The organism is Streptomyces sp. NPDC060184 (assembly GCF_042728795.1).
In the GTDB taxonomy this organism is placed as follows: Bacteria; Actinomycetota; Actinomycetes; order Streptomycetales; family Streptomycetaceae; genus Streptomyces.
On record NZ_JBHWYX010000038.1, the window covers coordinates 37,467 to 64,242 of the forward strand.

24 protein-coding genes and 2 tRNA genes are annotated in these 26,776 nt (G+C 72.7%); 16 read left to right on the plus strand and 10 right to left on the minus strand.

Annotated features, from left to right (window positions below; all coding sequences use genetic code 11):
• Positions 1 to 147: 147 nt before the first annotated feature.
• Together ACFWEE_RS23900 and ACFWEE_RS23905 are read right to left on the minus strand one after the other, a co-directional pair.
• Positions 148 to 684 (minus strand): NUDIX hydrolase, encoded by a 537-nt coding sequence (locus ACFWEE_RS23900; protein ID WP_386891959.1) that lies wholly within the window; start codon positions 682 to 684, stop codon positions 148 to 150.
• Positions 681 to 2,159, minus strand: a complete 1,479-nt coding sequence (locus ACFWEE_RS23905) for a zinc-dependent metalloprotease (RefSeq protein WP_386891960.1) — start codon at positions 2,157 to 2,159, stop codon at positions 681 to 683. The genes ACFWEE_RS23900 and ACFWEE_RS23905 overlap by 4 nt, the downstream gene beginning before the upstream one ends.
• Positions 2,160 to 2,351: 192 nt before the next feature.
• Here ACFWEE_RS23905 and ACFWEE_RS23910 point away from each other — a divergent pair, with 192 nt between their 5' ends.
• The 4 genes from ACFWEE_RS23910 (at position 2,352) to ACFWEE_RS23925 (ending at position 5,743) form a co-directional block, all read left to right on the plus strand.
• Positions 2,352 to 3,494 carry an SDR family oxidoreductase gene (locus ACFWEE_RS23910; RefSeq protein ID WP_386891961.1) on the plus strand — a complete coding sequence of 381 codons (1,143 nt, stop codon included), beginning with the start codon at positions 2,352 to 2,354 and terminating at the stop codon, positions 3,492 to 3,494.
• 168 nt (positions 3,495 to 3,662) lie between these two features.
• Positions 3,663 to 4,124: a molybdenum cofactor biosynthesis protein MoaE gene (locus ACFWEE_RS23915; RefSeq protein ID WP_386891962.1), complete on the plus strand. Its 462-nt coding sequence runs from the start codon at positions 3,663 to 3,665 to the stop codon at positions 4,122 to 4,124.
• Positions 4,125 to 4,283: 159 nt separating this feature from the next.
• A complete protein-coding gene (locus ACFWEE_RS23920) occupies positions 4,284 to 4,454 on the plus strand; it encodes a hypothetical protein (RefSeq protein ID WP_266708887.1) in 171 nt (56 codons plus the stop codon).
• Between the two features lie 200 nt (positions 4,455 to 4,654).
• Complete coding sequence (locus tag ACFWEE_RS23925; protein ID WP_386891964.1) at positions 4,655 to 5,743, plus strand: PDZ domain-containing protein; 1,089 nt, start codon at positions 4,655 to 4,657, stop codon at positions 5,741 to 5,743.
• 144 nt (positions 5,744 to 5,887) lie between these two features.
• On the opposite strand, the gene ACFWEE_RS23930 is transcribed toward ACFWEE_RS23925, so the two are convergent.
• On the minus strand, positions 5,888 to 6,448 hold the full coding sequence (locus ACFWEE_RS23930; protein WP_386891966.1) for a PPA1309 family protein: 561 nt from the start codon (positions 6,446 to 6,448) through the stop codon (positions 5,888 to 5,890).
• A 135-nt stretch (positions 6,449 to 6,583) separates the two neighbouring features.
• On the opposite strand from ACFWEE_RS23930, the gene ACFWEE_RS23935 reads away from it, so the two are divergent.
• From ACFWEE_RS23935 to ACFWEE_RS23950, 4 genes are all read left to right on the plus strand, one after another.
• Entirely contained in the window at positions 6,584 to 9,532 is a 2,949-nt protein-coding gene (locus tag ACFWEE_RS23935) for a UPF0182 family protein (protein WP_386892021.1), read from the plus strand.
• Between the two features lie 101 nt (positions 9,533 to 9,633).
• A tRNA-Met gene (locus ACFWEE_RS23940) sits at positions 9,634 to 9,707 on the plus strand.
• 209 nt (positions 9,708 to 9,916) lie between these two features.
• On the plus strand, positions 9,917 to 12,028 hold the full coding sequence (locus ACFWEE_RS23945) for a tetratricopeptide repeat protein (RefSeq protein WP_386891968.1): 2,112 nt from the start codon (positions 9,917 to 9,919) through the stop codon (positions 12,026 to 12,028).
• 98 nt (positions 12,029 to 12,126) lie between these two features.
• Positions 12,127 to 12,200, plus strand: a tRNA-Met gene (locus ACFWEE_RS23950).
• 143 nt (positions 12,201 to 12,343) lie between these two features.
• On the opposite strand, the gene ACFWEE_RS23955 is transcribed toward ACFWEE_RS23950, so the two are convergent.
• On the minus strand, positions 12,344 to 12,766 hold the full coding sequence (locus ACFWEE_RS23955; RefSeq protein WP_386891970.1) for a Fur family transcriptional regulator: 423 nt from the start codon (positions 12,764 to 12,766) through the stop codon (positions 12,344 to 12,346).
• Positions 12,767 to 12,920: 154 nt separating this feature from the next.
• Between ACFWEE_RS23955 and ACFWEE_RS23960 the strand changes: the two genes are divergently transcribed.
• On the plus strand, positions 12,921 to 14,390 hold the full coding sequence (locus ACFWEE_RS23960) for a catalase (RefSeq protein WP_386892022.1): 1,470 nt from the start codon (positions 12,921 to 12,923) through the stop codon (positions 14,388 to 14,390).
• Positions 14,391 to 14,467: 77 nt separating this feature from the next.
• Here the strand turns inward: ACFWEE_RS23960 and ACFWEE_RS23965 are convergent, their stop codons facing one another.
• The 6 genes from ACFWEE_RS23965 to ACFWEE_RS23990 all read right to left on the minus strand — a co-directional run bounded on the left by ACFWEE_RS23965 (position 14,468) and on the right by ACFWEE_RS23990 (position 19,609).
• Positions 14,468 to 14,872, minus strand: coding sequence for a cyclic nucleotide-binding/CBS domain-containing protein (locus ACFWEE_RS23965; RefSeq protein ID WP_386891972.1), 405 nt, complete (start codon positions 14,870 to 14,872; stop codon positions 14,468 to 14,470).
• A 207-nt stretch (positions 14,873 to 15,079) separates the two neighbouring features.
• Entirely contained in the window at positions 15,080 to 15,880 is an 801-nt protein-coding gene (gene hisN / locus ACFWEE_RS23970) for a histidinol-phosphatase (protein ID WP_386891973.1), read from the minus strand.
• An 82-nt stretch (positions 15,881 to 15,962) separates the two neighbouring features.
• Positions 15,963 to 16,286 (minus strand): multidrug efflux SMR transporter, encoded by a 324-nt coding sequence (locus tag ACFWEE_RS23975; RefSeq protein ID WP_327177888.1) that lies wholly within the window; start codon positions 16,284 to 16,286, stop codon positions 15,963 to 15,965.
• A gap of 147 nt (positions 16,287 to 16,433) precedes the next feature.
• A complete protein-coding gene (rsgA, locus tag ACFWEE_RS23980; RefSeq protein WP_386891975.1) occupies positions 16,434 to 17,450 on the minus strand; it encodes a ribosome small subunit-dependent GTPase A in 1,017 nt (338 codons plus the stop codon).
• Between the two features lie 3 nt (positions 17,451 to 17,453).
• Positions 17,454 to 18,800, minus strand: a complete 1,347-nt coding sequence (gene aroA, locus ACFWEE_RS23985) for a 3-phosphoshikimate 1-carboxyvinyltransferase (RefSeq protein ID WP_386891977.1) — start codon at positions 18,798 to 18,800, stop codon at positions 17,454 to 17,456.
• A 95-nt stretch (positions 18,801 to 18,895) separates the two neighbouring features.
• The gene (locus ACFWEE_RS23990; RefSeq protein ID WP_386891979.1) at positions 18,896 to 19,609 is read right to left on the minus strand and encodes a M50 family metallopeptidase; all 714 of its coding nucleotides are present in this window, start codon (positions 19,607 to 19,609) and stop codon (positions 18,896 to 18,898) included.
• Positions 19,610 to 19,662: 53 nt separating this feature from the next.
• Here ACFWEE_RS23990 and ACFWEE_RS23995 point away from each other — a divergent pair, with 53 nt between their 5' ends.
• The 7 genes from ACFWEE_RS23995 to ACFWEE_RS24025 all read left to right on the plus strand — a co-directional run bounded on the left by ACFWEE_RS23995 (position 19,663) and on the right by ACFWEE_RS24025 (position 26,666).
• A complete protein-coding gene (locus ACFWEE_RS23995; protein ID WP_386891980.1) occupies positions 19,663 to 20,478 on the plus strand; it encodes an SOS response-associated peptidase in 816 nt (271 codons plus the stop codon).
• 31 nt (positions 20,479 to 20,509) lie between these two features.
• Entirely contained in the window at positions 20,510 to 21,169 is a 660-nt protein-coding gene (locus tag ACFWEE_RS24000) for an alpha/beta family hydrolase (protein ID WP_386891982.1), read from the plus strand.
• Between the two features lie 373 nt (positions 21,170 to 21,542).
• Positions 21,543 to 22,199 (plus strand): sigma-70 family RNA polymerase sigma factor, encoded by a 657-nt coding sequence (locus ACFWEE_RS24005; RefSeq protein ID WP_266708915.1) that lies wholly within the window; start codon positions 21,543 to 21,545, stop codon positions 22,197 to 22,199.
• Positions 22,196 to 22,516, plus strand: a complete 321-nt coding sequence (rsrA, locus tag ACFWEE_RS24010; protein ID WP_386891985.1) for a mycothiol system anti-sigma-R factor — start codon at positions 22,196 to 22,198, stop codon at positions 22,514 to 22,516. The genes ACFWEE_RS24005 and rsrA overlap by 4 nt, the downstream gene beginning before the upstream one ends.
• Positions 22,517 to 22,755: 239 nt before the next feature.
• Positions 22,756 to 24,216 carry an HD-GYP domain-containing protein gene (locus tag ACFWEE_RS24015; protein ID WP_386891987.1) on the plus strand — a complete coding sequence of 487 codons (1,461 nt, stop codon included), beginning with the start codon at positions 22,756 to 22,758 and terminating at the stop codon, positions 24,214 to 24,216.
• Positions 24,217 to 24,311: 95 nt separating this feature from the next.
• The gene (locus ACFWEE_RS24020; RefSeq protein WP_386892024.1) at positions 24,312 to 25,592 is read left to right on the plus strand and encodes an HD-GYP domain-containing protein; all 1,281 of its coding nucleotides are present in this window, start codon (positions 24,312 to 24,314) and stop codon (positions 25,590 to 25,592) included.
• Between the two features lie 81 nt (positions 25,593 to 25,673).
• Positions 25,674 to 26,666 (plus strand): hypothetical protein, encoded by a 993-nt coding sequence (locus tag ACFWEE_RS24025; protein WP_327177895.1) that lies wholly within the window; start codon positions 25,674 to 25,676, stop codon positions 26,664 to 26,666.
• Positions 26,667 to 26,776: the final 110 nt, after the last annotated feature.

Genomic DNA, 26,776 nt, shown 5'->3' on the forward strand with positions numbered 1-26,776 from the left:
TCCATCGACGCCTGGAACCGGTCCACCTACGCCTGGAACCGGTCCAACGGCGGCCATCCGCCAGGCACGGCACGCGGCACGCGAACAGGGGCGGCCCCCTCCACGAGGAGAGGGCCGCCCCTGCGGCGTCGTACCGGACGAGCCCGGTCAGAGCGCGGCGCGGGCCGCCTCCAGCAGCCTGACCACCGAGGTGTCGGCGACGTCCGCCACCTCGTCGTACGCGAACCAGCGCAGGTCCAGCGACTCCTCGCTGATCCGCTGCGTGGCACCGGCCGGGGCCAGCGCGGCGTACTGCACGTCGAGGTGCCAGTGGCAGGGGGCCGGGATCGGGTGCCGGTCCAGGCGCACCGGGCCGCCCGCCAGCAGCACCAGGCCGTCGATCCCGGACTCCTCGGTGGCCTCCCGCAGCGCGGCGTCCGCGAGCGTGGCGTCCTCCGGCTCGCAGTGACCGCCCATCTGGAGCCACATGCCGAGCTTCTTGTGCAGGGTGAGCAGCACCCGGCCCGCCGCCGGGTCCAGGACCAGCGCGCTGGCGGTCAGATGCCCCGCCCCGCACGCCTTCCACATTCCGTCGGGGTGGGCGTCCAGGTGGTCGAGGTAGGTCTGGCGGAGCTCCGCCTGACCGGCGTCCCCGCCGCCCTCGTACGCCTTGAGCACGAGGGAGGCGTCGTGGTGCAGGCTCACCGGTCCGTGTCGCCCTTCGGTCCGGAGCCGTCCCGGCCGTCGCCCTCGCCGTCCTCGTCGGCCGCGGCGTCCTCGGCCGACGCCTCCTTGGCCGTCGCGTCCTCGGGCGCCGCGCCGCCGCTCGCGGCCTCGCCGAGCATCCTGTCGAGCTCGGAGAAGTCCAGCTGCTCGTGGTGGACGAAGCCGTCCGGGTCGTCCAGGTCCTGGGCGGTCGGCAGCATGTCCGGGTGCTCCCAGAGACCGTCACGGCCCTCCAGACCCCGGGCGTCGGTCAGCGAGGCCCACAGACGCGAGGCGTCCCGGAGCCGGCGCGGGCGCAGCTTCAGCCCGATGAGCGTGGCGAAGGTCTGCTCCGCGGGACCGCCGGACGCACGGCGCCGGCGCATCGTCTCGCGCAGGGCGTCCGCCGAGCCCAGACGGGGCTTGGCCGCCTCGTGGACCACCGCGTCCACCCACCCCTCGACCAGCGCGAGCGCCGTCTCCAGACGGGCCAGCGAGGCCTTCTGCTCCGGGGTGTCCTCCGGCTGGAACATGCCCTGCTGAAGGGCGTCCTGGAGCTGCTGGGGCTCCGAGGGGTCGAACTGCCCGACGACGTCCTCCAGCTTGGAGGTGTCGACCTTGATGCCGCGCGCGTACGACTCGACGGCGCCGAACAGGTGCGAGCGGAGCCACGGGACGTGCGCGAAGAGACGCTGGTGGGCGGCCTCGCGCAGGGCGAGGTAGAGCCGCACCTCCTCCAGCGGGACGCTGAGGTCCTTGCCGAGGCGCTCGACGTTCAGCGGGAGCAGCGCGGCCTTGCCCGCCGGACCGAGCGGCAGCCCGATGTCCGTGGAACCGACGACCTCGCCCGCGAGGACGCCCACCGCCTGCCCGATCTGCTGCCCGAACATGGCGCCGCCCATCGACCGCATCATGCCGATCAGCGGGCCGGCCATCGCCTGCATCTCCTCGGGCAGCACGTTGCCCATGGCCATGCCGACCCGCTCGGCGACCGGGTCGACCAGCTGCTGCCACGCCGGGAGGGACGCCTCGACCCACTCCGCGCGACTCCAGGCGACGGTGGTGACCGCGCCGGAGGGCAGCGAGGTCACGCCGTCCAGCCAGTGGTCGGCCAGCCGCAGGGCCTCGTCGACGGCGGCGCGCTCGGCCGGTCCGACGCTCGCGTCCTTGCTGCCGTCCTGAGTGCCCTGCGAGACCGTCTGGCGGGCGATCTGCTTGGCCATGTCCCAGTTGACCGGACCGCCCTCGTAGCTCAGCATCTGGCCGAGCTGCTGGAAGGCGGCGCCCAGGTCGTTCGGGTTCATCGAACCGAACATGGCCGCGAACGGGTTGTCCCCGGCGGCACCGGGACCGAAGCCGAACGGGTTCGCCGGTCCGCTCTGACCCTGCCCACCTTCGATGGGGTCCTTCTTCTTGCCGTCGCCGTTCTCCGGCTCCTCCGGCGGAAGGCCGAATCCGAATGGGGTGTCACTCACGGGTTTCCTCGGCTCGTAGGGCCGCCGGCTGGAACCGGCGGCGATGCCCGGCTTGTCACCATCCAGCGTAGACACCCGCTCCGGCTCAGGGGCTCAGTGCTCCGCCGGGACGCGGGCTGCGGCAGGATGGACGCCACCAGGTACGCACGCCTCACTCGGGTACGTACTGAAGACAACCGCTGGAGACGCCTGGTGAGTTCCCCAGATCCTCAGGTTCGCGGAGCGCGAAACCTGACCGACCCCACGACCGGCAGGAAGCCCGAGAAAAACATTTCCGGCAAGCGGGGCCCCGTCGTCGCGATCACCGGCGCGGCGACCGGAGCGGGGGCGCTGCTGACCGCGCACCTCGCCGCGTCGGACGAGATCGGGCGGGTCGTCGCCATCGACGAGCGGCGCGCGGACGTACCCGGGGTGACCTGGCACGTTCTCGACGTGCGGGACCCCGCCATCGCCGAGAAACTGCGCGGCGCGGACGTCGTGGTGCACCTCGCCGTCGACCTCGACCTGGAGACCGACGCGGCGGCCCGCACGGCCTACAACGTGCGCGGTACCCAGACCGTGCTGACCGCCGCCGCGGCCGTGGGCGTCCACCGGGTCGTGCTCTGCACCTCCGCGATGGTCTACGGCGCCCTGCCCGACAACGACATCCCGCTCTCCGAGGACGCCGAACTCCGTGCCACGGCGGAGGCCACCGGCGTTGGCGACCTGCTGGAGATCGAGCGCCTCGGCCGCCGCGCCCCGCGCGCCCACCCCGGCCTGAACGTCACCGTCGTCCGCCCGGCCGTCCTGGTCGGCGGCACCGACACCGCGCTCACCCGCTACTTCGAGTCCCCCCGGCTGCTCGTGGTGGCCGGATCGCGGCCCACGTGGCAGTTCTGCCACGTGGAGGACCTGGTCAGTGCCCTGGAGTACGCGGCGCTGGAAAAGATCGACGGGGAGTTCGCGGTCGGCTGCGACGGATGGCTGGAACAGGAGCAGGTCGAGGAGCTCAGCGGGGTGCGCCGGATGGAGCTGCCCTCCGCGGTCGCGCTGGGCGCCGCCGCCCGGCTGCACCGGATCGGGCTGACCCCCTCGCCGGCCGGCGACCTCGCCTACACGATGCACCCCTGGGTGGTCAGCGTGGGCCGGCTGCACGACGCCGGCTGGCGGCCCCGCTGGACCAACGAGGACGTGCTGGCCGCGCTCCTCGAAGAGGTGGAGGGCCGCCACACCCTGGCCGGCCGCCGGCTCGGCCGCAAGGACGCCACCGCGGCGGGCGCCGCCGGGGCGACGGTCGCACTGCTCGGCACGGCCGCCCTGGTCCGCCGCGCCCGCAAGGCCCGCCGCCGGATCTGATCCCGCGGCCAACCGCCCCCGCCCCCGCCCCGCCCCCGCGCGCCGCCCCGTCCCCGTCCCCGCGCCCCGCCCCTGACCCTGTCCCCGTCCCCGCGCGCCCGGCCCGGTCCTCCGTACGACAGGGACACGTGTTTCCGTCCAGGCCGCCCCGTGCGGCACCATGGCCCCATGGCATCTCCCGACGATCACCCCGGCGAGCGCGCTGCGGCCGACCCCGTCCGGCTCCTCGCGATCCGCGACACCCCTCTCTCCGTCGACGAGGTCTTCCGCGCGGTGGGCGACGACGCGGCCGGCGGGATCGCGCTCTTCGTCGGGGTGGTCCGCAACCACGACGGGGGCCAGGACGTCGGGGCGCTCGGCTACTCCTGCCACCCGTCCGCCGAGGACGAGCTGCGCAGGGTCGCGGAGAAGGTCGTCGCCGACTTCCCGGTCCGGGCGCTGGCCGCCGTCCATCGAGTGGGTGAACTGGCCGTGGGCGATCTGGCGGTAGTGGTGGCCGTGGCCTGCCCGCACCGCGCGGAGGCGTTCGACGCCTGCCGGAAGCTGATCGACGACCTCAAGCACGAGGTCCCGATCTGGAAGCACCAGCGCTTCCTGGACGGGACCGAGGAATGGGTCGGAGCCTGCTGAACCGGCCCGGTGACCGGTCCGTGGATCCACGGCCGCAAACCGTACGGGCACGGATCAGGCCCGATTTGCGTAACCGCCCCCCTGCCACGAGCGTTGGTCCTGCCGCTGGTTAATCTGCAGACCGTCAGTTGCGGTCGCTCATGGGGTAGGGAGGTCGTAGTGGCAGCACTCGCATGGCTCTTGATTCCGCTTTTCGCCGCTCTCGGCGCGGCGATATGGGGAGGCTGGGCCGCACGTAACCGCACGACCGGCGATGTCACCGAACTCGCCGGGTATGCCCGCTTCCGAGAAGCGATGGAGAGATCGCACTCCGGTTCCGACGCCGTCTGACGCATGACGGCCACCCGAGTCGCCGCGCCGGACGTACGCGATCGCCAACCGGGCGTCGCCCCGCGACGCCCCCGCTCCCACCGCGCCTTCCCCGCGCCACGAGCGGACCGCGGGCCTCCGCGACACCTCCCCGCACCCGCCGGCCTCGTACGGACCGGCCCCGGCGGTGGACTGACAGGGGCTTCCCGTACTGTCGTTCCATGCCACGCCGCACCGCGACGATGCTCGCCTCGACTCTCATCTTCATCGCGCTCGTCTGTGTGGGGCTGCTGCTCCCCGTTCATTACGCGGAGATGTCCCCCGGGCCGACCGTCAACACGCTGGGGAACGCGAACGGCGAACCGGTCCTCAAGATCTCCGGTCGCAAGACGTACCCGACGTCCGGACATCTCAATATGACGACGGTCCGCGTCACCGGCGCGGACTACAACATGAACCTGATCGAGGCGCTGTACGGCTGGCTGGCCCACGACAGCGTGGTCGTGCCGCACGACACCCTCTACCCGGACGGGAAGACGGAGGAGCAGTCGACGCAGGAGAACGCCGAGGAGTTCAGCCAGTCCCAGGAGAGCGCCAAGGTCGCCGCCCTGAAGGAGCTGGACATCCCGGTGTCCACCCGCGTCGTCGTGTCGACCGTCGTGAAGGGTGGCGCGGCCGAGGGCAAGCTGCACGCGGGCGACGTGATCGAGTCGGTGGACGGCACCCGGATCAAGGACCCGGCGGACGTCGCCGAGCTGGTGAGCAAGCACGACCCGGGCCAGGAGGTGACCTTCACGGTCGTCCCGGCCGAGCGCGCCGCCGCCGCGGAGAAGGCCGGCAAGGAGCCCGAGGGCACCAACGACGTCACCCTCACCACCCGCAAGGCGGACGACGACGGCCGCGCGATCGTCGGCATCCAGGCCGGGACCGACCACACCTTCCCGTTCGACATCGACATCAACCTCGCCGACGTCGGCGGCCCGAGCGCGGGGCTGATGTTCTCGCTCGGCATCGTCGACAAGCTCACGCCGGGTCAGCTCACCGGCGGGAAGTTCGTCGCGGGCACCGGCACCATCGACGACGACGGCACGGTCGGCCCGATCGGCGGCATCGCCCTGAAGCTGATCGGCGCGCGGAACGCCGGGGCGAGGTACTTCCTCACCCCCGACGAGAACTGCGCCGCCGCAGCGGCCGACACCCCGTCCGGTCTCACCCTGGTCCGGGTCAAGACGATGGACGACGCCAAGAAGTCCCTGGACAAGATCCGCACCGGGGACACCGCCGCCCTGCCGAGCTGCTCGAAGAGCTGACCCCGAGGGGCTGTCCCCACGGTTCCGCGACCCAGTGGACTCCTGGACCCGTAAACGCGTAGACCCGTGGACCTGCGGACCCATGGACAACCCCCCGGCCCCGGAGTCCCCGCGCGGCGGCGGACTCCGGAGGGCCGTCCGTCCTCAGGACTCGAAGGTCGCCGCCAGCGCGTCGGCCAGCCCCGGGACGAGCGACGGGCCCGTGAGGACCTCGCTCGCGGCATCCTTCTCCCGCAGCCGGATCGCGGACTCGCGCTTGCCGTTCCGCAGCACGGCCACGGTCATCCGGACCTCCTGCCGCTCCGGGTGCGCCGCCACCCAGGCGGTCAACTTCTTGCCGCTGAGCCCTTCGGGTACGGACGCCTCGGCGGACGGCGGCAGCATGAGCCGCTCCACCGTCAGCGCGCACCCCGCCACCCCGGCCGGCCAGGCGATCGTGGCGAGGAACTCGTCCAGGGGCTTGCCGGAGGGGATCTCCTCCTGCTCGACGGGGGTGAGGGCGGCGGGCACCGCACCGTCGGCGCCGAGCCCGAGCTGGGCGGCGAGGCCCGGCTCCTGGACGCGCAGGCTGGCGGTGTCGACGAGGGCGAAGAGACGGGCGGGACGGTCCCATCCGAGACCGGCGGCGTACTCGTCGATTTCGAGCACCGCGACGGTGAGGGGATTCGAGGCCATCGGAGGGCCTGAGGAAGAAACGTTGGGCATACCAATATCCTGCCTCCTTTCGCACCCGGAACGGGAACTAGGTAAAGCCTCCGTAAGTTGCAAGGAAGGGCTCTACGATCGCTGAGCCCGTTCCACACGACCCCGAAGTACGAGGTGCGCACGTTGGCTTTCCAGATGCCGGACCGCGGCGGAGGCCCGACCGGGCCACGGATCAGAGTCGGCCGCCCGTCCCGGCGCGCCCGTACTCTTCTCATGACGCTCGGCGTCCTCGCGGCGCTCGTCATGGCGTTCATCATGTTCTCCGGGTTCTGGACCGACTGGCTCTGGTACCGCTCGGTGTCGTACTCGTCGGTCTTCACCACGACGCTGTGGACCAAGATCGGCCTGTTCCTCGTCTTCGGGCTGCTGATGGCGCTCGCCGTCGGCCTCAACGTCTGGCTCGCCTACCGGCTCCGGCCGCCGCTGAGCGCGATGTCGCTGGAGCAGCAGAGCCTGGACCGCTACCGCATGGGTGTCGCCCCGTTCAAGAAGTGGGTGCTCCTCGCGGTCACCGCGCTCGTCGGGCTGATCTCCGGGGCCTCCGCCTCGGGCCAGTGGCGCACCTGGCTGATGTACGTCAACGGCGTCTCCTTCGGGCAGAAGGACCCCCAGTTCCACCTGGACGTCTCCTTCTACGCCTTCGACCTGCCGTGGTACCGCTTCCTGCTCGGCTTCGGCTTCGCCGCGGCCGTGCTGTCGCTCATCGCCGCGGCCCTGACGCACTACCTCTACGGCGGCCTGCGGATCACCAGCCCCGGCGCCCGCGCGACCGGCGCGGCCACCGGCCACCTCTCGGTGCTGCTGGGCGTCTTCGTCTCGCTGAAGGCCGTGGCGTACTGGCTCGACCGGTACGGACTGGCCGTGAAGTCCAGCGACTTCAAGGCCACCGACAACTGGACCGGCCTGCGGTACGTCGACGCCAACGCCTACCTCCCGGCGAAGACGATCCTGTTCTGCATCGCCGTCATCTGCGCCGTGCTCTTCTTCGCGACGCTCTGGCGGCGCACCTGGCAGCTGCCGGTGATCGGCTTCGGGCTGATGGTCCTCTCGGCCATCCTGATCGGCGGGCTCTACCCGGCGATCGTCCAGAAGTTCCAGGTCCAGCCGAACGAGCAGGCCAAGGAAGCCCCGTTCATCAGCAAGAACATCAAGGCGACGCGCGACGCGTACGACATCGACGACGCACAGGTCGACGACTACGCGGGCAAGAGCACCGAGACCGAGGGCGCCGCGCTGCGCACCCAGGCCGACGCCGCCGCGAGTTACCGCGTGATGGACCCCAACGTCGTCTCCCCGGCGTTCCAGCAGCTCCAGCAGAAGCGGAACTACTACCAGTTCCCGGCGACGCTGGACGTGGACCGCTACGAGGAGGACGGCAAGGAGCAGGACACCGTCGTCGGTCTCCGCGAGCTCAACCTCGCGGGCCTGCCCAAGCGGAACTGGATCAACGACCACTTCACGTACACCCACGGCTACGGCGTCATCGCGGCCAAGGGCACCAGCACGGGCACCAACCCCGTGGGCTCCCCGGACTTCACCGAGTCCGGACTGCCGACGACGGGCAAGCTCGGCGACTACGAGCAGCGGATCTACTACGGCGAGAAGACCGAGCAGTACTCCATCGTCGGCGGGCCCCAGAAGGAGCTCGACTACGAGGACGACGGCGAGAAGACCACCAGCTACAAGGGTGACAGCGGGGTCAGCCTCGCCAACGCCTTCAACCGCGCCGCCTACGCGGTCTCGTTCAGCGAGCCGCAGATCCTCTACTCGGGCGCCATCGGCGACGGCTCGCGGATTCTCTACAACCGCACGCCCAAGGAGCGCGTCGAGGCGGTCGCCCCGTGGCTGACCATCGACGGCGACGCCTACCCGGCGGTCGTCGACCACCGGATCAAGTGGATCGTCGACGCGTACACCACGACCAACGGCTACCCGTACGCCTCGCGCACGACGCTGGGCGACACCACGGCCGACTCGCTGACGACCAACCAGCGCGCGGTCGTCGCCCAGCAGAACCAGGTCAACTACATCCGCAACTCGGTGAAGGCGACCGTCGACGCGTACGACGGCACCGTCACGCTCTACGAGTGGGACACCGAGGACCCGGTCCTCAAGACCTGGCGCAAGGCGTTCCCCGGGACGGTGAAGGACAAGTCCGCCATCCCGGAGGAGCTCATGGACCACCTGCGGTACCCGCAGGATCTCTTCAAGGTCCAGCGGGAGCTGCTGACCCGCTACCACGTCACCAACCCCGCGCAGTTCTACAGCGGCAGTGACGCGTGGCAGGTGCCGGACGACCCGACCAACAAGGAACCGGGCTCCGTCCCGCCGTACTACCTCTCCATGAAGATGCCGGACCAGGATCAGCAGACGTTCTCGCTGACCACGACGTTCACCCCCAGAGGGCGTCCCGACCTCGGGGCGTTCATGGCGGTGGACGCCGACGCGGCCAGCGACGACTACGGCACGATCAGACTCCTCAGAGTCACCAACACGGTGAAGGGGCCCGGGCAGGTACAGAGCGAGCTCAACGGCAACGACGACGTCGCCGAGTTCGTGAGAAACCTCAAGGGCACCGACTCGGACATCGAGTACGGGAACCTCCTCACCGTGCCCCTGGACGGCGGGTTCCTCTACATCGAGCCGGTCTACACGCGCGGTGGCAACCAGAACTACCCGCTGCTGCGCAAGGTGGCCGCCTCGTTCGGATCGAAGATCGTCTTCGAGAACAGCCTCGGGGAGGCGCTGAACGCGGTCTTCGACGTGGACGGCACCACCACCCAGCCGACCGAGCCCACCGAACCGACGAAGCCGACCGAGCCGACCAAGCCACCGGCCACCGGTGACGCGGCGCTCAAGGAGGCCATCGCGGACGCCCAGAAGGCGTACGACGCCGGTCAGAAGGCGCTCCAGGAGCAGGACTGGTCGGCCTACGGCGAGGCCCAGGAGGACCTGCAGAGCGCCCTCAAGCGGGCCGCCGAGGCCCAGTCCGGCGCGGGAGGCTCCGAGGCCGGCTCGGGCTCGGGCGGTACGGCCGGGGACACGGCCGCCCCGGCGGGGGGCGCCGCCGACCAGGGCAGCTGAGAAGGACGCCGGGCTCCCGGCCGGAACACCGGTGGGGAGCCCGGCGGGAGAACCGCCGGGAAGACCCGTCCTCGCGTCGTGGTACTGTTTGAACACAACGACGCGGGGTGGAGCAGCTCGGTAGCTCGCTGGGCTCATAACCCAGAGGTCGCAGGTTCAAATCCTGTCCCCGCTACTGAAGGACGAAGGCCCGGATCCACTGGATCCGGGCCTTCGTCATGTCGTGATGCCCTTGTGGAGAGTGGGCGTGAAGTGCGGTTCGCGGGGCACCAGTTGCCCGGGGCCGTGTTTGACTTGTCTCTCTGTGGGCATGTCGACAAAACGCTGAAGTGACCTCACTGTCCGCGCTATACCAGGTGTACGCGGGTTACAGGTGGTGCGACGATGGTATTTATGGGGGACAGGGCAACTCTGTTGGAGACAGGGCGGTTTGTGCAACGGCGGACACGGAGCCCCAAGGGGGCGCCGGCCGCGGCCTCGGCCGTGGTCACCGCCGAGGCGGCGGGGGCCGCCGAGCAGGCCGTGAGCAGTGACGACTTCACCACCGGGGCCACCGAGACGACGGGGGTCACCGTCACGCCAGGAAACACGGACACCACCGCCGGGGTCCTGGCCGCGGCCGACGCGGCCGACATGGCCGACGCCGGGGCCGCCGGAGACACCTCCGGCACGATCGGCACCGCGGAGACCGCCGAGTCCGCCGAGGCCGAGGAGCGCCACCGGCGTGCCGCCGACGCGGGCGACACCGCCTCCATGAGCGTCGTCGGCGCACTGCTGCTGCGCCGGGGCGAACTCGACGCCGCCGAGCCCTATCTGCGCGGGGCCACCGCCGACGGCGACCGGGCCGCCGCCAACAACCTCGGCGTCCTGCTGCACCAGCGCGGCTACCCGGACGAGGCGGCCGGCTGGTGGCGCATCGCGGCAGTCGCCGGATCCGCCTCCGCCGCGCACGCGCTCGGCCGCCACCTGCGCGAGCGGGGCGACGAGCCGGGCGCCGAGTACTGGCTGCGCCAGTCCGCCGAACAGGGCCACGCGCTGGGCGCCTACGCCCTCGCCGACCTGCTGGAGCACCGCAGCGACGTGGGCGCCGAGCGCTGGCTGCGCGCCGCCGCCGAGCAGGGGCACCGGGAGGCCGCGTACCGCCTGGCCCGGACCATCGAGCGCAACGCCGTCGAGGACCCGCACCAGGCCTTCGGGCTGGGGCGGATGCCCGCCGAGGCCGTCGAGCCCCCGGTGAACGTCGTCGGCGCCCCCGGCGACGGCCCGGTCGCCGGTCCCGCCGAAGGACGCGTCGGCGAGGCCGAGCAGTGGTACCGGCAGGCCGCCGCCCGGGGCCACCGCCGCGCCGCGCTGCACCTCGGCGCCATCCTGGAGCGGCGCGGCGAGCTCAAGGAGGCCGGGCGCTGGTACCTCACCGCCGCGCGGGCCGGTGAGGCGCGCGCGGCGTGCGCCCTCGCCTTCCTGCTGCGCGACGTCGGCGACGTGGAGAGTGCCGCCGTGTGGTGGCTGCGCGCCGCCCAGGAGGGCGACGGCAACGCCGCCAACGCGCTCGGCGCCCTGCACGCCGACCGCGGCGAACCGCAGACCGCCGAGCGCTGGTACCGGGCCGCCCTGGACGCGGGCGACGTGAACGGGGCGTACAACCTCGGGCTGCTCTGCGCCGCCCAGGACCGCACCCCGCAGGCCGAGCAGTGGTACCGCCGGGCCGCCTACGCGGGTCACCGCGAGGCGTCCAACGCGCTCGCCGTGCTCCTCCTCCAGGCCGGGGACGCGACCGGCGCCGAACCCTGGTTCTCCAAGGCGGCCGAGGCGGGCAGCGTGGACGCCGCCTTCAACCTCGGCATCCTGCACGCCGGCCGGGACGAGGACCTCGCGGCGCTGAGCTGGTACAAGCGCGCGGCAGCCGCCGGACACACCGACGCGGCGCTCCAGGTCGCCATGGCGCTGCTGCGCCGGGGCGAGGACCAGGAGGCCGAACGCCATCTGCGGACCGCCGCCGGCGGAGGCAGCGCCGAAGCCGCCTTCCGGCTGGCCGGCGTCCTCGACGCGCGCCGCCCGCCGCGCGCGACACCGGTGCTCGGCGAGCCGATGCCGGAGAAGACCGAGTGCGAGGAGTGGTACGAGCGCGCCGCCGAGCAGGGCCACCGCCGCGCCCAGGTCCGGGTCGGCATGCTCTGCGCCGCCCGTGGCGACGTGGAGAGCGCCGCCCGCTGGTACCGCGAGGCCGCCGAGGCGGGCAGCCGCAACGGCGCCTTCAACCTCGGGCTGCTGCTGGCCCGCGAGGGCAGCGAGCGCGAGGCCGCCCTCTGGTGGAGCCGCGCCGCCAACGACGGCCACGGCCGGGCGGCGCTCCGCCTCGCGCTGCTCGCCGCCCGCCGGGGCGAGCTCACCGAGGGCCAGCGCTGGTGCGCCCGCGCGGTCGAGCTGGGACCCGCCGAGGTCGCGGAGCGCGCCGCCCGCCTCCAGGAGGCGCTGCACCAGGAACTCACGGCGTGAGCGGGTGCCCGCGGACGCGCCGCGCGTCCCGGCGGGCACCCGCTGCTGAATGGATTTGCCACGGCCGAGCGGGTGACGTAACGTTGCATTCACAACGACGCGGGGTGGAGCAGCTCGGTAGCTCGCTGGGCTCATAACCCAGAGGTCGCAGGTTCAAATCCTGTCCCCGCTACTGAAGGACGAAGGCCCGGATCCACTGGATCCGGGCCTTCGTCGTGTTCGCTCCCGCGCGGGGACCGGGCCGCGCACGCGCGAGTGGGCCGCGCGCGAACGACCGGCCGGTGAGGAGCCCCGGCCGGTCGTGGTGGGTGGAGATCAGGCGGCGGTCGCCGCGCAGTCCGGGCAGAGCCCGCGGTACGTCACCTCGACGCCGGACACCGTGAAGCCGAAGCGCTCCTCGGCCGGCAGGTCCGCCAGCGGGTTGCCGGCCGGGTGGACGTCGCGGATGGCCCCGCAGCCCGCGCAGACCAGGTGGTGGTGGGGGCGGCGGGCGTTCGGGTCGTACCGCTTGGCGCGGCGGTCCGTGGAGACCTCCAGCACCTCGCCGAGCGACACCATCTCGCCCAGGGTGTTGTAGACGGTCGCCCGGGAGATCTCGGGCAGGCGGTCCACGGCCCTCGCGTGCACCTCGTCCGCGGTCAGGTGTACGTGTTCGCCGTCGAGGACCTCGGCGACCACGCGGCGCTGCGCCGTCATGCGCCAGCCGCGTCCACGGAGTCGTTCCAGCAGGTCACTCATGACATCAGCCTAACAGTGAGCGGAACCGAGTCCTGAACAGGTGTGACTTTGGATGTTCACTTGACTTGGACAAAGTCCATCGTAGGATCGGATCCGGCAGAAGCCGAGGGAACGGCCGTGCGCGCCGCCGGGAGACGGCGGGCGGACGGCGGACATCACGCAGGAGGCGTACGTGACGCAGGGACCGCTCACCACGGAGGCCGGAGCTCCGGTCGCCGACAACCAGAACAGCGAGACGGCGGGCGTCGGCGGTCCGGTCCTCGTGCAGGACCAGGCGCTGCTGGAGAAGCTCGCCCACTTCAACCGGGAGCGCATCCCGGAGCGCGTGGTGCACGCTCGCGGCGCCGGTGCCTACGGCACCTTCACGCTGACCCGCGACGTCTCGCGGTGGACGCGCGCCGCGTTCCTCTCCGAGGTCGGCAAGGAGACGGAGACCTTCCTCCGCTTCTCGACCGTCGCCGGGAACCTCGGCTCCGCCGACGCCGTGCGCGACCCCCGCGGCTTCGCGCTGAAGTTCTACACCGAAGAGGGCAACTACGACCTCGTCGGCAACAACACCCCGGTGTTCTTCATCAAGGACGCCATCAAGTTCCCCGACTTCATCCACACCCAGAAGCGCGACCCCTACACCGGCTCGCAGGAAGCGGACAACGTCTGGGACTTCTGGGGGCTGTCGCCCGAGTCGACCCACCAGGTCACCTGGCTCTTCGGCGACCGCGGGATACCGGCGACGCTGCGCCACATGAACGGGTACGGCTCGCACACCTACCAGTGGAACAACGAGGCCGGCGAGGTCTTCTGGGTCAAGTACCACTTCAAGACCGACCAGGGCATCAAGAACCTCACCACCGAGGAGGCCAACCGCCTCTCCGGCGTCGACCCCGACAGCCACCAGCGCGACCTGCGCGAGGCCATCGAGCGCGGCGACTTCCCGTCCTGGACCGTGCAGGTGCAGATCATGCCCGCGGCGGACGCGGCGACCTACCGCTTCAACCCGTTCGACCTCACCAAGGTGTGGCCGCACGAGGACTACCCGCCGGTCGAGATCGGGAAGCTGGAGCTCAACCGCAACCCGGAGAACATCTTCGCCGAGGTCGAGCAGTCCATCTTCAGCCCCGCGCACTTCGTGCCCGGCATCGGCCCGTCCCCGGACAAGATGCTCCAGGGCCGCCTCTTCGCGTACGGCGACGCCCACCGCTACCGCGTCGGCATCAACGCCGACCACCTGCCGGTGAACCGCCCGCACGCCACCGAGGCGCGGACCAACAGCCGTGACGGCTTCCTCTACGACGGCCGCCACGCCGGTGCGAAGAACTACGAGCCGAACAGCTTCGGCGGCCCGGCCCAGACCGGCCGGCCGCTCTGGCAGCCCGTCCCGGTCGACGGTGCCACCGGCAACCACGTGGCACCGAGCCACGCCGAGGACGACGACTTCGTGCAGGCGGGCAACCTCTACCGGCTGCTCTCCGAGGACGAGAAGGCGCGGCTGGTCGACAACCTCGCCCAGTTCATCGCCAAGGTCTCGCGCGACGAGATCGCCGAGCGCGCGGTGAACAACTTCCGCCAGGCCGACGGCGACTTCGGCAAGCGGCTGGAGGACGCGGTCCAGGCCCTGCGCGCCTGACCGCCGAACGCGTCGCGTACGCCAGGACGGGCCGGACACCACCCGGGTGTCCGGCCCGTCCTGCCCGCACGCAGGGGTCAGCCGGCCAGTTCGACCGCGTGGCGGCGGCGCAGCGGGGCCCAGCAGCGGATGATGTCGCGGACCGACACCAGCCCGACCGGGCCGCCCTCGTCCAGCACGATCAGGTGGCGGAACCCGCCGTGCGTCATGGCCTGGGCGGCTTCCTCCAGCGTCCAGGTGGGGGCGGCGAAGACCACGTCCGTGGTGGTGTGGCCGGACACCGCCTCCCGGTCGGGATCCTGGCCGAGCCCGACGGCGTCGAGGACGTCTCTTTCGGTGATGATGCCGAATCCGCAGGTGTCCGGGTCGTGGACGACGGCGGCCCCGACCCGGCGGGCCGACATCAGGGCGGCTGCCTGGCGGAGTGTGTGGGTGGGGCCGATGGTGAGCACCACGGTGGTCATGGCGTCTCGGACCAGCATGACGGGGGCACCTCCTTGGTGGACCGGCCGGAACGTGAGCCGATTCACAAGTTCACAAGCGGGGATTTCAGGATGGCACCCCGCTCGCGGCCCGACAAGAGGTACGGGGAGCCGCCGCAGGGCGTGCGCGCGCACGCCCTGCGGTCCCCGGGCGCCCCGGGCGCTCCGCCGGTCGGGGCGGTACCCCCGGGCCCGGCGGCGCGGCCGTCAGTAGCGCTGGTTGAGATAGCCCAGCAGTTCGTCGTGGAGCAGACCGTTCGACGCGGCTGCGTTGCCGCCGCCCGGGCCGGGGACGCCGTCCAGGCCGGTGAAGCTGCCGCCCGCCTCCTGCACCACGATCGCGGTGGCCGCCATGTCCCAGAGCGAGAGCTCGGGCTCCGCGCACATGTCCACGGCACCCTCGGCGACCATCATGTACGACCAGAAGTCGCCGTATCCCCGCGTCCGCCAGCAGGCCCGCGACAGATCGAGGAAACCGTCCAGCCGCCCCTGCTCCTCCCAGCCGGTCAGCGAGGAGTACGCGAAGGAGGCGTCCGAGATCTGCCCGACCTTCGAGACCTGGAGCCGGGTCGCGGCGGTGAGGCTGCGGCCGGAGAACGCCCCGGACCCCTTCGCCGCCCACCAGCGCCGGCTGAGCGCGGGCGCGGAGACCACGCCGACCACCGGCTGGAAACCGTCCTCGCCCGCCTCCATCAGCGAGATCAGGGTCGCCCAGACCGGTACCCCGCGCACGTAGTTCTTGGTGCCGTCGATCGGGTCGATCACCCAGCGACGGGGACCGGTGCCCTCCAGCCCGTACTCCTCGCCCAGGATCGCGTCGCGCGGGCGGGCCCGGTGCAGGTGGCCGCGGATCAGCTCCTCGGCGGCCTTGTCGGCCTCGCTCACCGGAGTCATGTCCGGTTTGGTCTCCACCTTGAGGTCGAGGGCCTTGAACCGGTCCATCGTCGCCGCGTCGGCGGCGTCCGCCAGTACATGGGCGAGTCGCAGATCATCGTGGTAGTCGGGCATGCCGTCACAGTATCCAGCCGGGTCCGCGCGGGGCCACACGGCCCGGCGCCACCCGGTCGGAGCACCGGGAGTGCGGCAGCGGTCAGTGCGCGGAGCCGGAGAGCTGGAGGCCGATCACGCCGATGATCACCAGCGAGATCGAGACGAGCTTCAGCACGGACACCACGTCGTCCAGGAAGACCATGCCGTAGATCGCCGTACCGGCGGCCCCGATACCGGTCCACACCGCGTAGGCGGGCCCCACGTCGAGCTTCCGCAGGGAGAGGGTCAGCAGGCCGAAACTGGCGAGCGCGAACGCGGCGAACGCGATCGTCGGCCAGAGCCGGGTGAACCCGTGCGAGAGCTTCAGACACACGGCGAAGCCGGTCTCCAGCAGTCCTGCGACCACGACCAGCAGCCACGCCATCGTCCGTAGTCCTCCGCCTCGGTGACCGGTTCGCCCGCTCGCTGCGATTATGCCCCTACCACCGTCGCACCGTCGCAAACGTGCGCGCGTCGCGACGGGCGGACCCGCCGGTGACCGCACCGGTGGTGGTGCCGGTGCGCTCCCCGGTCAGTCGCCCTCGCGGCGTTCGCGGGTCGCCAGCAGCCGGCGCAGCGAGTAGAGCCGCGCCGGATCGGCGTGCCCGCCGGCCACCCACGCGTCGAGCGCGCACTCCGGCGCGTTGTCGTCGTGGGTGCAGCCGCGCGGGCAGTCCTCGGTGCCCGGCTGGAGGTCGGGGAACGCGTTGATCACCCGGGACGGGTCGATGTGGTGCAGCCCGAACGAGCGCACGCCCGGGGTGTCGACCACCCACCCCGCGCCGTCGGGCAGCGGCAGCGCCAGCGCCGACGTGGTGGTGTGCCGGCCCCGCCCGGTGACCGCGTTGACATGACCCGTCGTACGCCGCCGGTCCTCCGGCACCAGGGCGTTGACCAGCGTGGTCTTGCCGACCCCCGAGTGCCCGACGAAGGCGGTGATCTTGCCGTTCAGCTGCTCGCGCACCCGGTCGGCCGCGTCGCCGTTCGCCAGCTCCTCCCGGTTGGTGACGATGAACGGCACACCCAGCGGCGTGTACGCCTCCAGGAGCTTGTCCGGGGACGCCAGGTCGGACTTGGTGAGCACCAGGAGCGGGGTCAGCCCGCCGTCGTACGCGGCGACGAGGCACCGGTCGATCATGCGCGGGCGCGGCTCCGGATCGGCGAGCGCCGTGACGATGGCGAGCTGGTCGGCGTTGGCCACCACCACCCGCTCGAACGGGTCGTCGTCGTCGGCCGTGCGGCGCAGCACCGAGCGGCGCTCGCCGATGCGGACGATCCGCGCCAGGGTGTCCTTGTCGCCGGAGAGGTCCCCGACGATCGACACGGTGTCGCCGACCACGGCGGCCTTGCGGCCCAGCTCGCGGGCCTTCATCGCGACGACCGTGCGCCCGTCCACGAGGCAGGTCAGCCGGCCCCGGTCGACCGTGAGGACCATGCCGTCCTCGGCGTCCTCGTGCTTGGGCCGGGTGTGGGTGCGGGGGCGGTTGCCCTTGCGGTTCGGGCGGACGCGGATGTCGTCCTCGTCGGGGTTCTTCCCGTAGCGGCGCATTTTCTAGGCTCCGGCACCGAGCATGCCGGTCCACATGTCCGGGAAGTCCGGCAGCGTCTTCGCGGTCGTCCCCACGTTCTCGATCTGCACACCGGGCACCACCAGGCCGATGATCGCGCCCGCCGTCGCCATCCGGTGGTCGTCGTAGGTGTGGAACACCCCGCCGCGCAGCGGGCGCGGCCGGATGTGCAGGCCGTCCGCCGTCTCGGTGACGTCGCCGCCGAGCTCGTTGATCTCCTTGGTGAGCGCCGCCAGCCGGTCCGTCTCGTGCAGCCGCAGATGGGCGACCCCGCGCAGCGTGGACGGGGAGTCGGCGAGCGCCGCGACGGCCGCGATACCCGGCGTCAGCTCGCCGACCTCGCCGAGGTCCGCGTCGATGCCGTGGATCCTTCCGGAACCCGTGAAGGTGAGGCCCCGCGGCGTCAGCTCGCAGGAACCGCCCATCGCCGTGAACAGCTCACGCAGCGCGTCCCCGGGCTGTGTGGTGCGCTCCGGCCAGTCGCGTACGGTGACGCGCCCGCCGGTCACCAGGGCGGCGGCCAGGAACGGCTGGGCGTTGGAGAGGTCGGGCTCGATCGTCAGGTCGCGGCCGAGCAGCGCGGAGGGGGAGACCCGCCAGACGTCCGGCTCGCCGCCCGTCTCCGGCTCGTCCACCTGGGCGCCGACCGCGCGCAGCATCTCCACCGTCATCCGGATGTGCGGCATCGACGGCAGCGACGAGCCCACGTGCCGTACCTCCACGCCCTGGTTGAACCGGGGGGCGGAGAGCAGCAGCGCCGAGACGAACTGCGAGGAGGCGGAGGCGTCGATGCGTACCGGACCACCCTCCAGCGCGCCCGCGCCGTGCACCGTCAGCGGGAGCGAGCCGCGCTCGCCGTCCTCGATCCGGGCGCCGAGCGCGCGCAGCGCGTCGATGACGCCGTGCAGCGGACGCTCGTAGGAACGCGGGTCGCCGTCGAAGTGGACCGGGCCGTCCGCGAGCGTGGCGACCGGGGGCAGGAAGCGCATGACCGTACCGGCGTTGCCGACGTCGACGGTGACCGGGCCGTGCAGCCCGGCGGGGATGACCCGCCACGCCTCGCCGGTGACGTCCGGACCGTCGGTGGCCGACGAGCTCGACGACACCGTCTCCTCGATGCGGACGCCCATCGCGCGCAGCGCCTGGGCCATCAGCAGGGTGTCGCGCGAGCGCAGCGGGCGGCGCAGCCAGCCGGGCTCGGCGGCGAGGGCGGCCAGGACCAGCGCCCGGTTGGTGACCGACTTGGAACCGGGCACGGTGACGGTCGCGTCGACGGGGCCGCTCGCGTGGGGGGCGGGCCAGAGGGCGGGGTGCACGGAACTTTCGGTCATGCCCTCACTTTAGGGGGTGTCCGGAGAAGGGCTCCGCGACGGGCGGCGTCGGGCTCCGGGGCGTGTCCCCCGGGGGAACACGGCCCCCGAGCCGGTCAGACGCCCAGCAGCCAGCGTCCGCCGCCGATGAGCGAGCAGAGCGACACCGCGTGGAAGAGGAACAGCCAGAGCCAGGCCGGGGCGTCCGTCAGCCGGGCCAGCTGGTCGGCGTCGGAGTCGGGTGCGCCGCCGTGGCGTCGCTTCGACTGGAGCTCGAAGACCGGCCGGACCCCGCCCATCAGCAGGAACCAGACCACCGCGTACGCGAACGCCGACTGCACGGCGGCCGAGGTCAGCCAGGAGACCAGCAGGAACAGGGAGCCCGTGAAGATCACGGTCAGCGCCCCGTACAGATTGCGGATCATCACCAGCATCACCGCGAGCAGCGCGGTGGCCAGCCACAGCAGCAGCGTGATGCGGCCGTTGGTCAGCAGCCACGCGCCGCCGAGGCCGAGCAGCGAGGGCGCGGTGTATCCGGCGGCGGCGGTGAGGATCATGCCGATTCCGGTCGGCTTTCCCCGGCTGACGGTCAGCCCACTGGTGTCCGAGTGCAGCCGGATGCCGGAGAGCTGCCGCCCGGTGAGCAGGGCGACCAGCCCGTGGCCGCCCTCGTGGGCGATGGTGATCGAGTTGCGGGTCAGCCGCCACAGCGCGTTCGGTACGACGGCGACGAGCGCGGCGGTCGCGGTCACCACCACCAGCCACTGCTCCGGCGCGGGCTGGGTGCCGAACACCCGGTCCCACAGGGCGCCCAGTTCGTTGCTGTCCATTGCGGCTGGGACTCCTTGCGGCGGGGACGGGGGTTCGTGGCAGGCTGGCAGACATGTGCGGACGTTATGCGGCGAGCCGGCGGCCCGAGGACCTGACCGGACTCTTCCAGGTGGAGCGGTGGGACCCGGACGAGACTCTGGACCCCGACTGGAACGTGGCGCCGACCAAGGAGGTCTACGCCGTACTGGAACGCCCCTTGAAAGACGCGGCGGACCGCCGTCCGGTTCGCCAGCTCCGTACCCTCAAGTGGGGCCTCGTACCCTCCTGGTCCAAGACGCCGGAGGGCGCCGCGCGGATGATCAACGCCCGCGCCGAGACCGTCCACGAGAAGCCCTCCTTCCGCACCGCCTTCCTCCAGCGCCGCTGCATCCTCCCCGCCGACGGCTACTACGAGTGGATGACCGGCGCCGACGAGCGGCAGCTGGAGGAGCAGGGGAAGAAGAAGCGCCCCCGCAAGCAGCCGTACTTCGTGACCCCCGCCGACGGGTCGGTCTTCGCGATGGCCGGGCTCTACGAGTTCTGGCGCGACGCCACCCTCCCGCCCGACCACCCGCAGGCGTGGTGGGCGACCTGCTCCGTGCTCACCACCGAGGCGGAGACCACCCCGCTCGCCGTCGCCCCCGCCGAGGGCCCGTCCGCACTCGCCGACATCCACCCCCGGATGCCCCTGATGCTGACCCCCGACCGCTGGGACGCCTGGCTCGACCCCGCGCGGACCGACGGCGAGGAGCTGCGCGCGCTGACCGCCCCGCCCGAGGGCGGACTGATGCGCGCCTACCCCGTCGCCACCGCCGTCAGCAACGTCCGCAACAACGGCCCCGAACTCCAGGAGGAGCTGGCCGCGCCCGAGGAGGCCACGCTGTTCTGACGGCGGGCCGGGCACCGGCAGGATGGGGCCCATGAGCAGCGAGCGAAACGTCCGGGCCGCCCGGCCCGTCACCGTCGCCACCCCCGCGGGGGACGCCCGGATCACCTGGTTCCCCGCGCCCGGCGCCCGGCTGGTGCTGGCCCTCGGCCACGGCGCGGGCGGCGGCATCGAGGCGCGGGACCTGGCGGCCCTGGCCGCCGCCGCACCCGGACACGGGGTGAGCGTCGCCCTGGTGGAGCAGCCCTGGCGGGTCGCGGGCAAGAAGGTCGCCCCGGCCCCGAAGACCCTGGACGCCGGCTGGCGTGCCGTCTGGCCCGAGCTGGCCGCCCCCGGCCCGCCGGTCGTCGCGGGCGGGCGCAGCGCCGGGGCGCGGGTCGCCTGCCGCACGGCGGGCGAGCTCGGCGCCCACGCCGTCCTCGCGCTCAGCTTCCCGCTGCACCCGCCGGGCAGGCCGGAGAAGTCCCGTGCCGACGAACTGCTGGGCACCGGCGTCCCCACCCTGGTGGTGCAGGGCGGCAACGACCCCTTCGGACGCCCGGCCGAATTCCCCTCCGGCGCGTACGAGATGGCGGAGGTCCCGCACGGCGACCACGGCTTCGCGGTGCCCAGGCGCTCCGGCCTGACGGAGGCCCAGGCGACGGAGATCCTGACCGGCGCCGTCACCGGCTGGCTGGACCGGCTCCCCGCCTGAGCCGGCCGGGCCCCCGCCGACGTGGTCCCTGTCACACCCCGCCGGGAGCCCGCGGGCGTGGGGAATGCGGGCCGGGGGGCCGCTGTTGTTCGGTACATCGGCGCCCGGTACGCCGAGGCGATCGGTACACCGGCACCTCCGGTACACCGGCACACGTCTTTCTGGTTGTGGAGAGGGAGTCCGTCGCATGGGTTCGACCATCTGCCCGCGTCGCTCGAACGCCGCGGATCTGGAGTGGACGGTGCTGCACGCACCGAAGACCACTCCCGAGCGCGCGCCGGGCGGAAGCGATCGACCGCACGCGCGTAACCAAGGTCGACTATTCTCCGATGCGAGCGGGTCCGGTTTCGGCCTCGCAACAGCGTTGGAGGAGGTGGGTCCGGTCACTGGTAACGACACAGGGACCGACGACGGCCGCCCGGAGGAGACGACGGACGAGCGGAACGCACGTTTCGAGCGGGACGCGCTCGTCTTTCTCGACCAGATGTACTCCGCGGCGCTGCGCATGACGCGCAACCCCGCGGACGCCGAGGACCTGGTCCAGGAGACCTACGCGAAGGCGTACGGCTCCTTCCACCAGTTCCGCGAGGGCACCAACCTCAAGGCGTGGATGTACCGCATTCTCACCAATACCTTCATCAACTCGTACCGCAAGAAGCAGCGTGAGCCCCAGCGAAGCGCCGCCGAGGAGATCGAGGACTGGCAGCTGGCGCGGGCCGAGTCGCACATGTCGACCGGGCTGCGATCGGCGGAGTCCCAGGCTCTCGACCACCTCCCGGACTCCGACGTGAAGTCGGCGCTCCAGGCGATCCCCGAGGAGTTCCGCATAGCGGTCTATCTCGCGGACGTCGAGGGCTTTGCCTACAAGGAGATCGCGGACATCATGGGGACTCCCATCGGTACGGTGATGTCCCGACTGCACCGCGGACGCCGCCAGCTGCGCGGCATGCTGGAGGACTACGCCCGCGAGCGCGGGCTGGTTCCCGCCGGCGCCGGTGAGTCGGACGATCGGAAAGGCTCGGCCTCATGAGCTGCGGAGAGCCGCACGAGACGGACTGCTCAGAGGTTCTCGACCATCTCTACGAGTTCCTCGACCACGAGATGCCCGAGGGCGACTGCACCAAGTTCGAGACGCACTTCGGTGAGTGCTCCCCGTGCCTGGAGAAGTACGGCCTGGAGCAGGCCGTGAAGAAGCTGGTCAAGCGCTGCTGCGGTCAGGACGACGTCCCGACCGACCTGCGCTCGAAGGTGATGGGACGGATCGACCTGATCCGTTCCGGCCAGGCCGTGCCGGACCAGGACGTGGCGCTGGGCGACACCGGCCGTCCGGCGGCCACCGCCGAATAGCGGGACGGCGAGAACGACGCCCGTGGGGCGCACCGCGCGGTACGCGGTGCGCCCCACGGGCGTTCCGGGCCCGCACGTGCCGTGCCGGGCCGTCGCGCGTGAGCGTCCGACCCTTCCCCCCGGGCGGACGGCCCCCGGCCGCATCACTCGAACGCGCTAATCAGGATCGTTGCGCCACCAGCGCTCCGTCCACTCGCTAGCGTGACGCCTCCATCGACCACGCGGGGGCGGGTGCAGGCATGAGGAGAACACCGGTCGCGGCACGCGCGTTCATCGCGGCCGTGGCGGTCTGCGCCCTGGGCTGCCTCGGCCCCGTACTCACCCAGGTCCCCTGGACCGGACCGGAGCGCGCCGCGAGCGGCGGGGCGCCCGTGGCCTGGCACAGCCTCGGCCTGCTGGCCGCGGTCTACCTGGCGGGCGAACTCCCCGGCCGCTGCCCCTTCTTCGGCGAGCGGGTGCCCGCACGGGCCGGATCGTTCTTCCCGTTCCTGTTCGCCGCCGCCTTCCTGCTGCCGCCCTCGGCCGCCGCGCTCGTCGCCGTACCCGGAGCGCTGGCCGGGCGGGTCGAACACCGGCCGGCCACCGCACGCCGCGTCTGGCGGGCCGCGCAGCTCGCGGTCACCGTCTGGGCTGCCTCCTCGGTCTACGGGGCGCTCGCCGGTGCGGGCGCGCTGGGCGGTCCGCACGGGCCGGGCGGACAGCGGGGCGCCGCGCCCGACTTCCCGTACGTGCTGCTGCCCGCCTGCGCCGCCGCCCTCGCCTTCAGCCTCGTCCTCGCCCTGCTCGACGGTGCCATCCGGATTCCGGCCGAACACCTCCCGGTCAGGAGCGCCTGGCACGGGCTGTTCGCCCACTCGGCCGGGCCGCACCTCGTGCACGCGCTCGCCGGGCTGATGGTGGCGGTGCTGTGGCGCGGCCCCTACGGCCCGCTCTCCTCGCTCTTCGTGCTGCTGCCGATGTACATCTCCTGCTGGGTGTTCGCCCAGTACCACCGGGAGCACGCCGCGCACCGGGCCACCATCCGCGCCCTCGTGCAGGCCGTCGACATCAAGGACACCTACACGCGCGGCCACAGCGAGCGCGTCGGCCGCGCGTCCGTCCTCATCGCCCGCGAGATCGGCATGGCGCCCGAGCGGGTGGAGGCCCTGCGCTTCGCCGGCATCCTGCACGACGTCGGCAAACTCGGCGTACCGACCCGGGTGCTGCGCAAGGACGGGCCGCTCACCCCGGAGGAGCGGCGGGTCATCGAACTGCACCCCGAGTACGGCCACGAGATCGTGCGGGGCATCGACTTCCTCGACGAGGCCAGAGCGGCGATCCTCCACCACCACGAGCGGCTGGACGGCAGCGGCTACCCGCACGGGCTCCGGGGCGCCCACATCCCCGAGTTCGCCCGGGTGGTCGCCGTCGCCGACGCCTTCGACGCCATGACCTCCAACCGGTCCTACCGGCGGGGGCGCCCGGTGGACGCCGCCGTGGCGGAGCTGCGCCGCTGCGCGGGCAGCCAGTTCGATCCCCGGATGGTGCGGGCGCTGGTGCGGGCCGTGGACCGGTACGGCTGGTCGGCGGCGACGGTCGCCGTGACCTCGGACGAGGCCACGCTGCCGCCCCCGCGCGGGCGGGCGCCGGGCGCCGGGGGAGCGGCGGGCGCGGCGGGCGCGGGCCGGACCGCCGAGGGCGACGGACGGAGCGAGCGGTGAACGGTTTCTCCGGCTTCCCGGGCTTCTCCGGCTTCCCCGGCCACCAGGGCTTCTCCGGCGTCCCCGGCGGCGGGACGCGGTCCGCGGTCCGCGTGCTGCACGTCGCCGCCCTCGCGCTGACGCTCGTCGCCGTGGTCCACACCCTCTGGTCCGGGCTCGCCGAACCCGGCCACGCCCTCGCCTTCGGCGTGCTCGTCGCCCTCGGCGAGCTGGCACCGGCGGCCCGGCACGGGCCGGGGGTGCGCCAGCGGGCGCCCGGCGAGCGGGAACCCGCGCCGCTCGGCGCCGCCGGGGCCCTCGCGTACGCCCTGCTCGGGCGCAGCGCCGGGGAGCCGACCGGGCAGGGGGTGCTCCAGGTGATCACCGTCGTCGTCGCGGCCCAGCTCCTCGCCGCCGTGCCGTCGCTGGGCCGGGTGGCGACCGTGCGGCCCGTCCGGCTGCGCCCGGTGCCCGGCGGCGGTCCCGAGCTCGACCGGGCGGCCCGCCGGGTGCTGACCGTCGCCTTCGCCGCCGTCTGCTTCCAGCCGTTGCGCGACGCCGAGCAGTTCACCGGGGCACTGGGGGAGGGACCCGCGTACGCCGTCCTCCTGGTCGGGCTGCTGGGGCTGACGGCGCTGTGCGACGCGGTGCTCGCCGCGTTCGTGCTGGCGGCGCGGACCCGCTACCCGTACGGCTCGCACCTGCGCGACGAGCTCTGCGGCCTGCCCGGCATCGGGTCCGCGGTCTGCGCGACCGGTGCGGTGATGGCGCTCGGGGTGGCGGTCGCCGGGCTGTGGGCACTGCCCGTGGTGTGCGTACCGCTCCTCCTCACCCAGGTCTCCTTCCGCCGGTACGCGGCGGTCCGCGCGACCTACCGGCAGACCATCGCCTCGCTGGCCCGCGCCACCGAGATCGCCGGGTACACCCCGCCCGGCCACGCCCACCGGGTCGCCGAGCTCTCCACGGCGGTCGGGCGCGAGCTGGGGCTGGCGGGCAGCGAGCTGACCGTGCTGGAGTACGCGGCGCTGATGCACGACATCGGTCAGCTCTCCCTCGTCGATCCGCTGGCGGACGGGGCCACCGCCCGGCTGCCCGCCGCCGAGCAGCGCCGGATCGCGCTGCTGGGCGGGGCCGTGGTGCGGCAGACCGGGGTGGACGCGAAGGTGGCGGTGGTGGTGGAACGGCAGGCGGACCCGTACCGGGAGCAGCCGCTCACCGCGCGGATCGTCCGTACCGTCAACGCGTACGAGGACCTGCGCGGGGAAGGCGTGGGAGGGGCTCTGGAGGCCCTGGAGCAGTTGCGCATCGGTACCGGTCGCGACTACCAGCCGCAGGTGGTCGAGGCACTGGCCGGAGTCCTGGCGAGGGGCGGCCCGCCCCGGGTACGGACGGGGTAACCCATGGGTAATGAGCGGGCGTCCGGCCGGGCATGGTTGGATGCGAAAGAAGAGGGTGTCCAGTCGGGACAGGCGGGAATCGTGAGGATCTTCGGGAAGGCACGGCATCGGCCGTCCGCCTCGTGGCGGCAGGCCACGGACCGCGCGTTCACGCTGATCGGCGACGGCCGGTACGAGGACGCGGGAGCGCTGCTGACGCGCGCGGCGGACCTGGAACCCTGGCTCTCCGAGTCCTGGTTCAACCTGGCGCTGCTGCACAAGTTCCGGCACGACTGGGAGCAGGCGCGGTCGGCGGGGCTGCGGGCCGTCGCACTGCTGGACCGCGAGTCCGGCGCGCCGGACTGGTGGAACGTCGGCATCGCCGCGACCGCGCTGCAGGACTGGCCACTGGCCCGCCGCGCCTGGCAGGCGTACGGGCTGAAGGTGCCCGGCACCGGGGCGCAGGGGGCCGCCGCCACCACCGAGCCGACCGGCATGGAGCTGGGCAGCGCCGCGGTGCGGCTGTCGCCGGAGGGCGAGGCCGAGGTGGTCTGGGGGCGCCGGCTCGACCCGGCCCGGATCGAGGTGCTGTCGATCCCGCTGCCGTCCTCCGGGCGCCGCTGGGGCGAGGTCGTGCTGCACGACGGGGTGCCCAACGGGGAGCGGGTGACCGCCGCGGGTCCTTCGTACCCGGTCTTCGACGAGATCGAGCTCTGGGCGCCCTCGCCGGTGCCGACCTGGGTGGTGCTGCTGGAGGCGGCCACCGAGGAGGACCGGGACGCGCTGGAGAAGCTCGCCTCGGACGCCGGGTTCGCCGCCGAGGACTGGTCTTCGTCGGTGCGGCTGCTCTGCCGTTCCTGTTCGGAGAGCCGGATGGAGAGCGACGAGGGCGACGGCGAGCACCTCGACCCGCACGACCACAGTGAGCCCGGTCACCCCGGCCCGCTGGGACACCGCACGGCGGGCGGCCTCTGGGTCCCCGAACGCGAGTGCGGGCTCGCCGCCCCGGCCGGACTGGTGCGGGGACTGCTGGACGGCTGGGTCGCCGACAGCCCGGACAGCCGCGAGTGGCGGGATCTCGAAGAGGTCTGCTGACCGTGCCCCCGGGCTCCGTCTCCCCGTAGGCTGTACGGGCACCGATCCGGTGCGGATCTGCCCGGACTCGGGTTTCGGGTTTTCGGGGTACACGGTTTGCAGGAAGGCGT

What these genes read in the sequence shown, in the direction of transcription:
- ACFWEE_RS23915 (WP_386891962.1), top strand. Translation starts at nt 3,663, where the DNA reads ATGGCATCTCCCGACGATCACCCCGGCGAGCGCGCTGCGGCCGACCCC.
- ACFWEE_RS23925 (WP_386891964.1), top strand. Translation starts at nt 4,655, where the DNA reads ATGCCACGCCGCACCGCGACGATGCTCGCCTCGACTCTCATCTTCATC.
- ACFWEE_RS23930 (WP_386891966.1), bottom strand. Translation starts at nt 6,448, where the DNA reads ATGCCCAACGTTTCTTCCTCAGGCCCTCCGATGGCCTCGAATCCCCTC.
- ACFWEE_RS23935 (WP_386892021.1), top strand. Translation starts at nt 6,584, where the DNA reads ATGCCGGACCGCGGCGGAGGCCCGACCGGGCCACGGATCAGAGTCGGC.
- ACFWEE_RS23945 (WP_386891968.1), top strand. Translation starts at nt 9,917, where the DNA reads ATGGTATTTATGGGGGACAGGGCAACTCTGTTGGAGACAGGGCGGTTT.
- ACFWEE_RS23955 (WP_386891970.1), bottom strand. Translation starts at nt 12,766, where the DNA reads ATGAGTGACCTGCTGGAACGACTCCGTGGACGCGGCTGGCGCATGACG.
- ACFWEE_RS23965 (WP_386891972.1), bottom strand. Translation starts at nt 14,872, where the DNA reads ATGCTGGTCCGAGACGCCATGACCACCGTGGTGCTCACCATCGGCCCC.
- hisN (WP_386891973.1), bottom strand. Translation starts at nt 15,880, where the DNA reads ATGCCCGACTACCACGATGATCTGCGACTCGCCCATGTACTGGCGGAC.
- ACFWEE_RS23975 (WP_327177888.1), bottom strand. Translation starts at nt 16,286, where the DNA reads ATGGCGTGGCTGCTGGTCGTGGTCGCAGGACTGCTGGAGACCGGCTTC.
- rsgA (WP_386891975.1), bottom strand. Translation starts at nt 17,450, where the DNA reads ATGCGCCGCTACGGGAAGAACCCCGACGAGGACGACATCCGCGTCCGC.
- aroA (WP_386891977.1), bottom strand. Translation starts at nt 18,800, where the DNA reads ATGACCGAAAGTTCCGTGCACCCCGCCCTCTGGCCCGCCCCCCACGCG.
- ACFWEE_RS23990 (WP_386891979.1), bottom strand. Translation starts at nt 19,609, where the DNA reads ATGGACAGCAACGAACTGGGCGCCCTGTGGGACCGGGTGTTCGGCACC.
- ACFWEE_RS23995 (WP_386891980.1), top strand. Translation starts at nt 19,663, where the DNA reads ATGTGCGGACGTTATGCGGCGAGCCGGCGGCCCGAGGACCTGACCGGA.
- ACFWEE_RS24000 (WP_386891982.1), top strand. Translation starts at nt 20,510, where the DNA reads ATGAGCAGCGAGCGAAACGTCCGGGCCGCCCGGCCCGTCACCGTCGCC.
- rsrA (WP_386891985.1), top strand. Translation starts at nt 22,196, where the DNA reads ATGAGCTGCGGAGAGCCGCACGAGACGGACTGCTCAGAGGTTCTCGAC.
- ACFWEE_RS24015 (WP_386891987.1), top strand. Translation starts at nt 22,756, where the DNA reads ATGAGGAGAACACCGGTCGCGGCACGCGCGTTCATCGCGGCCGTGGCG.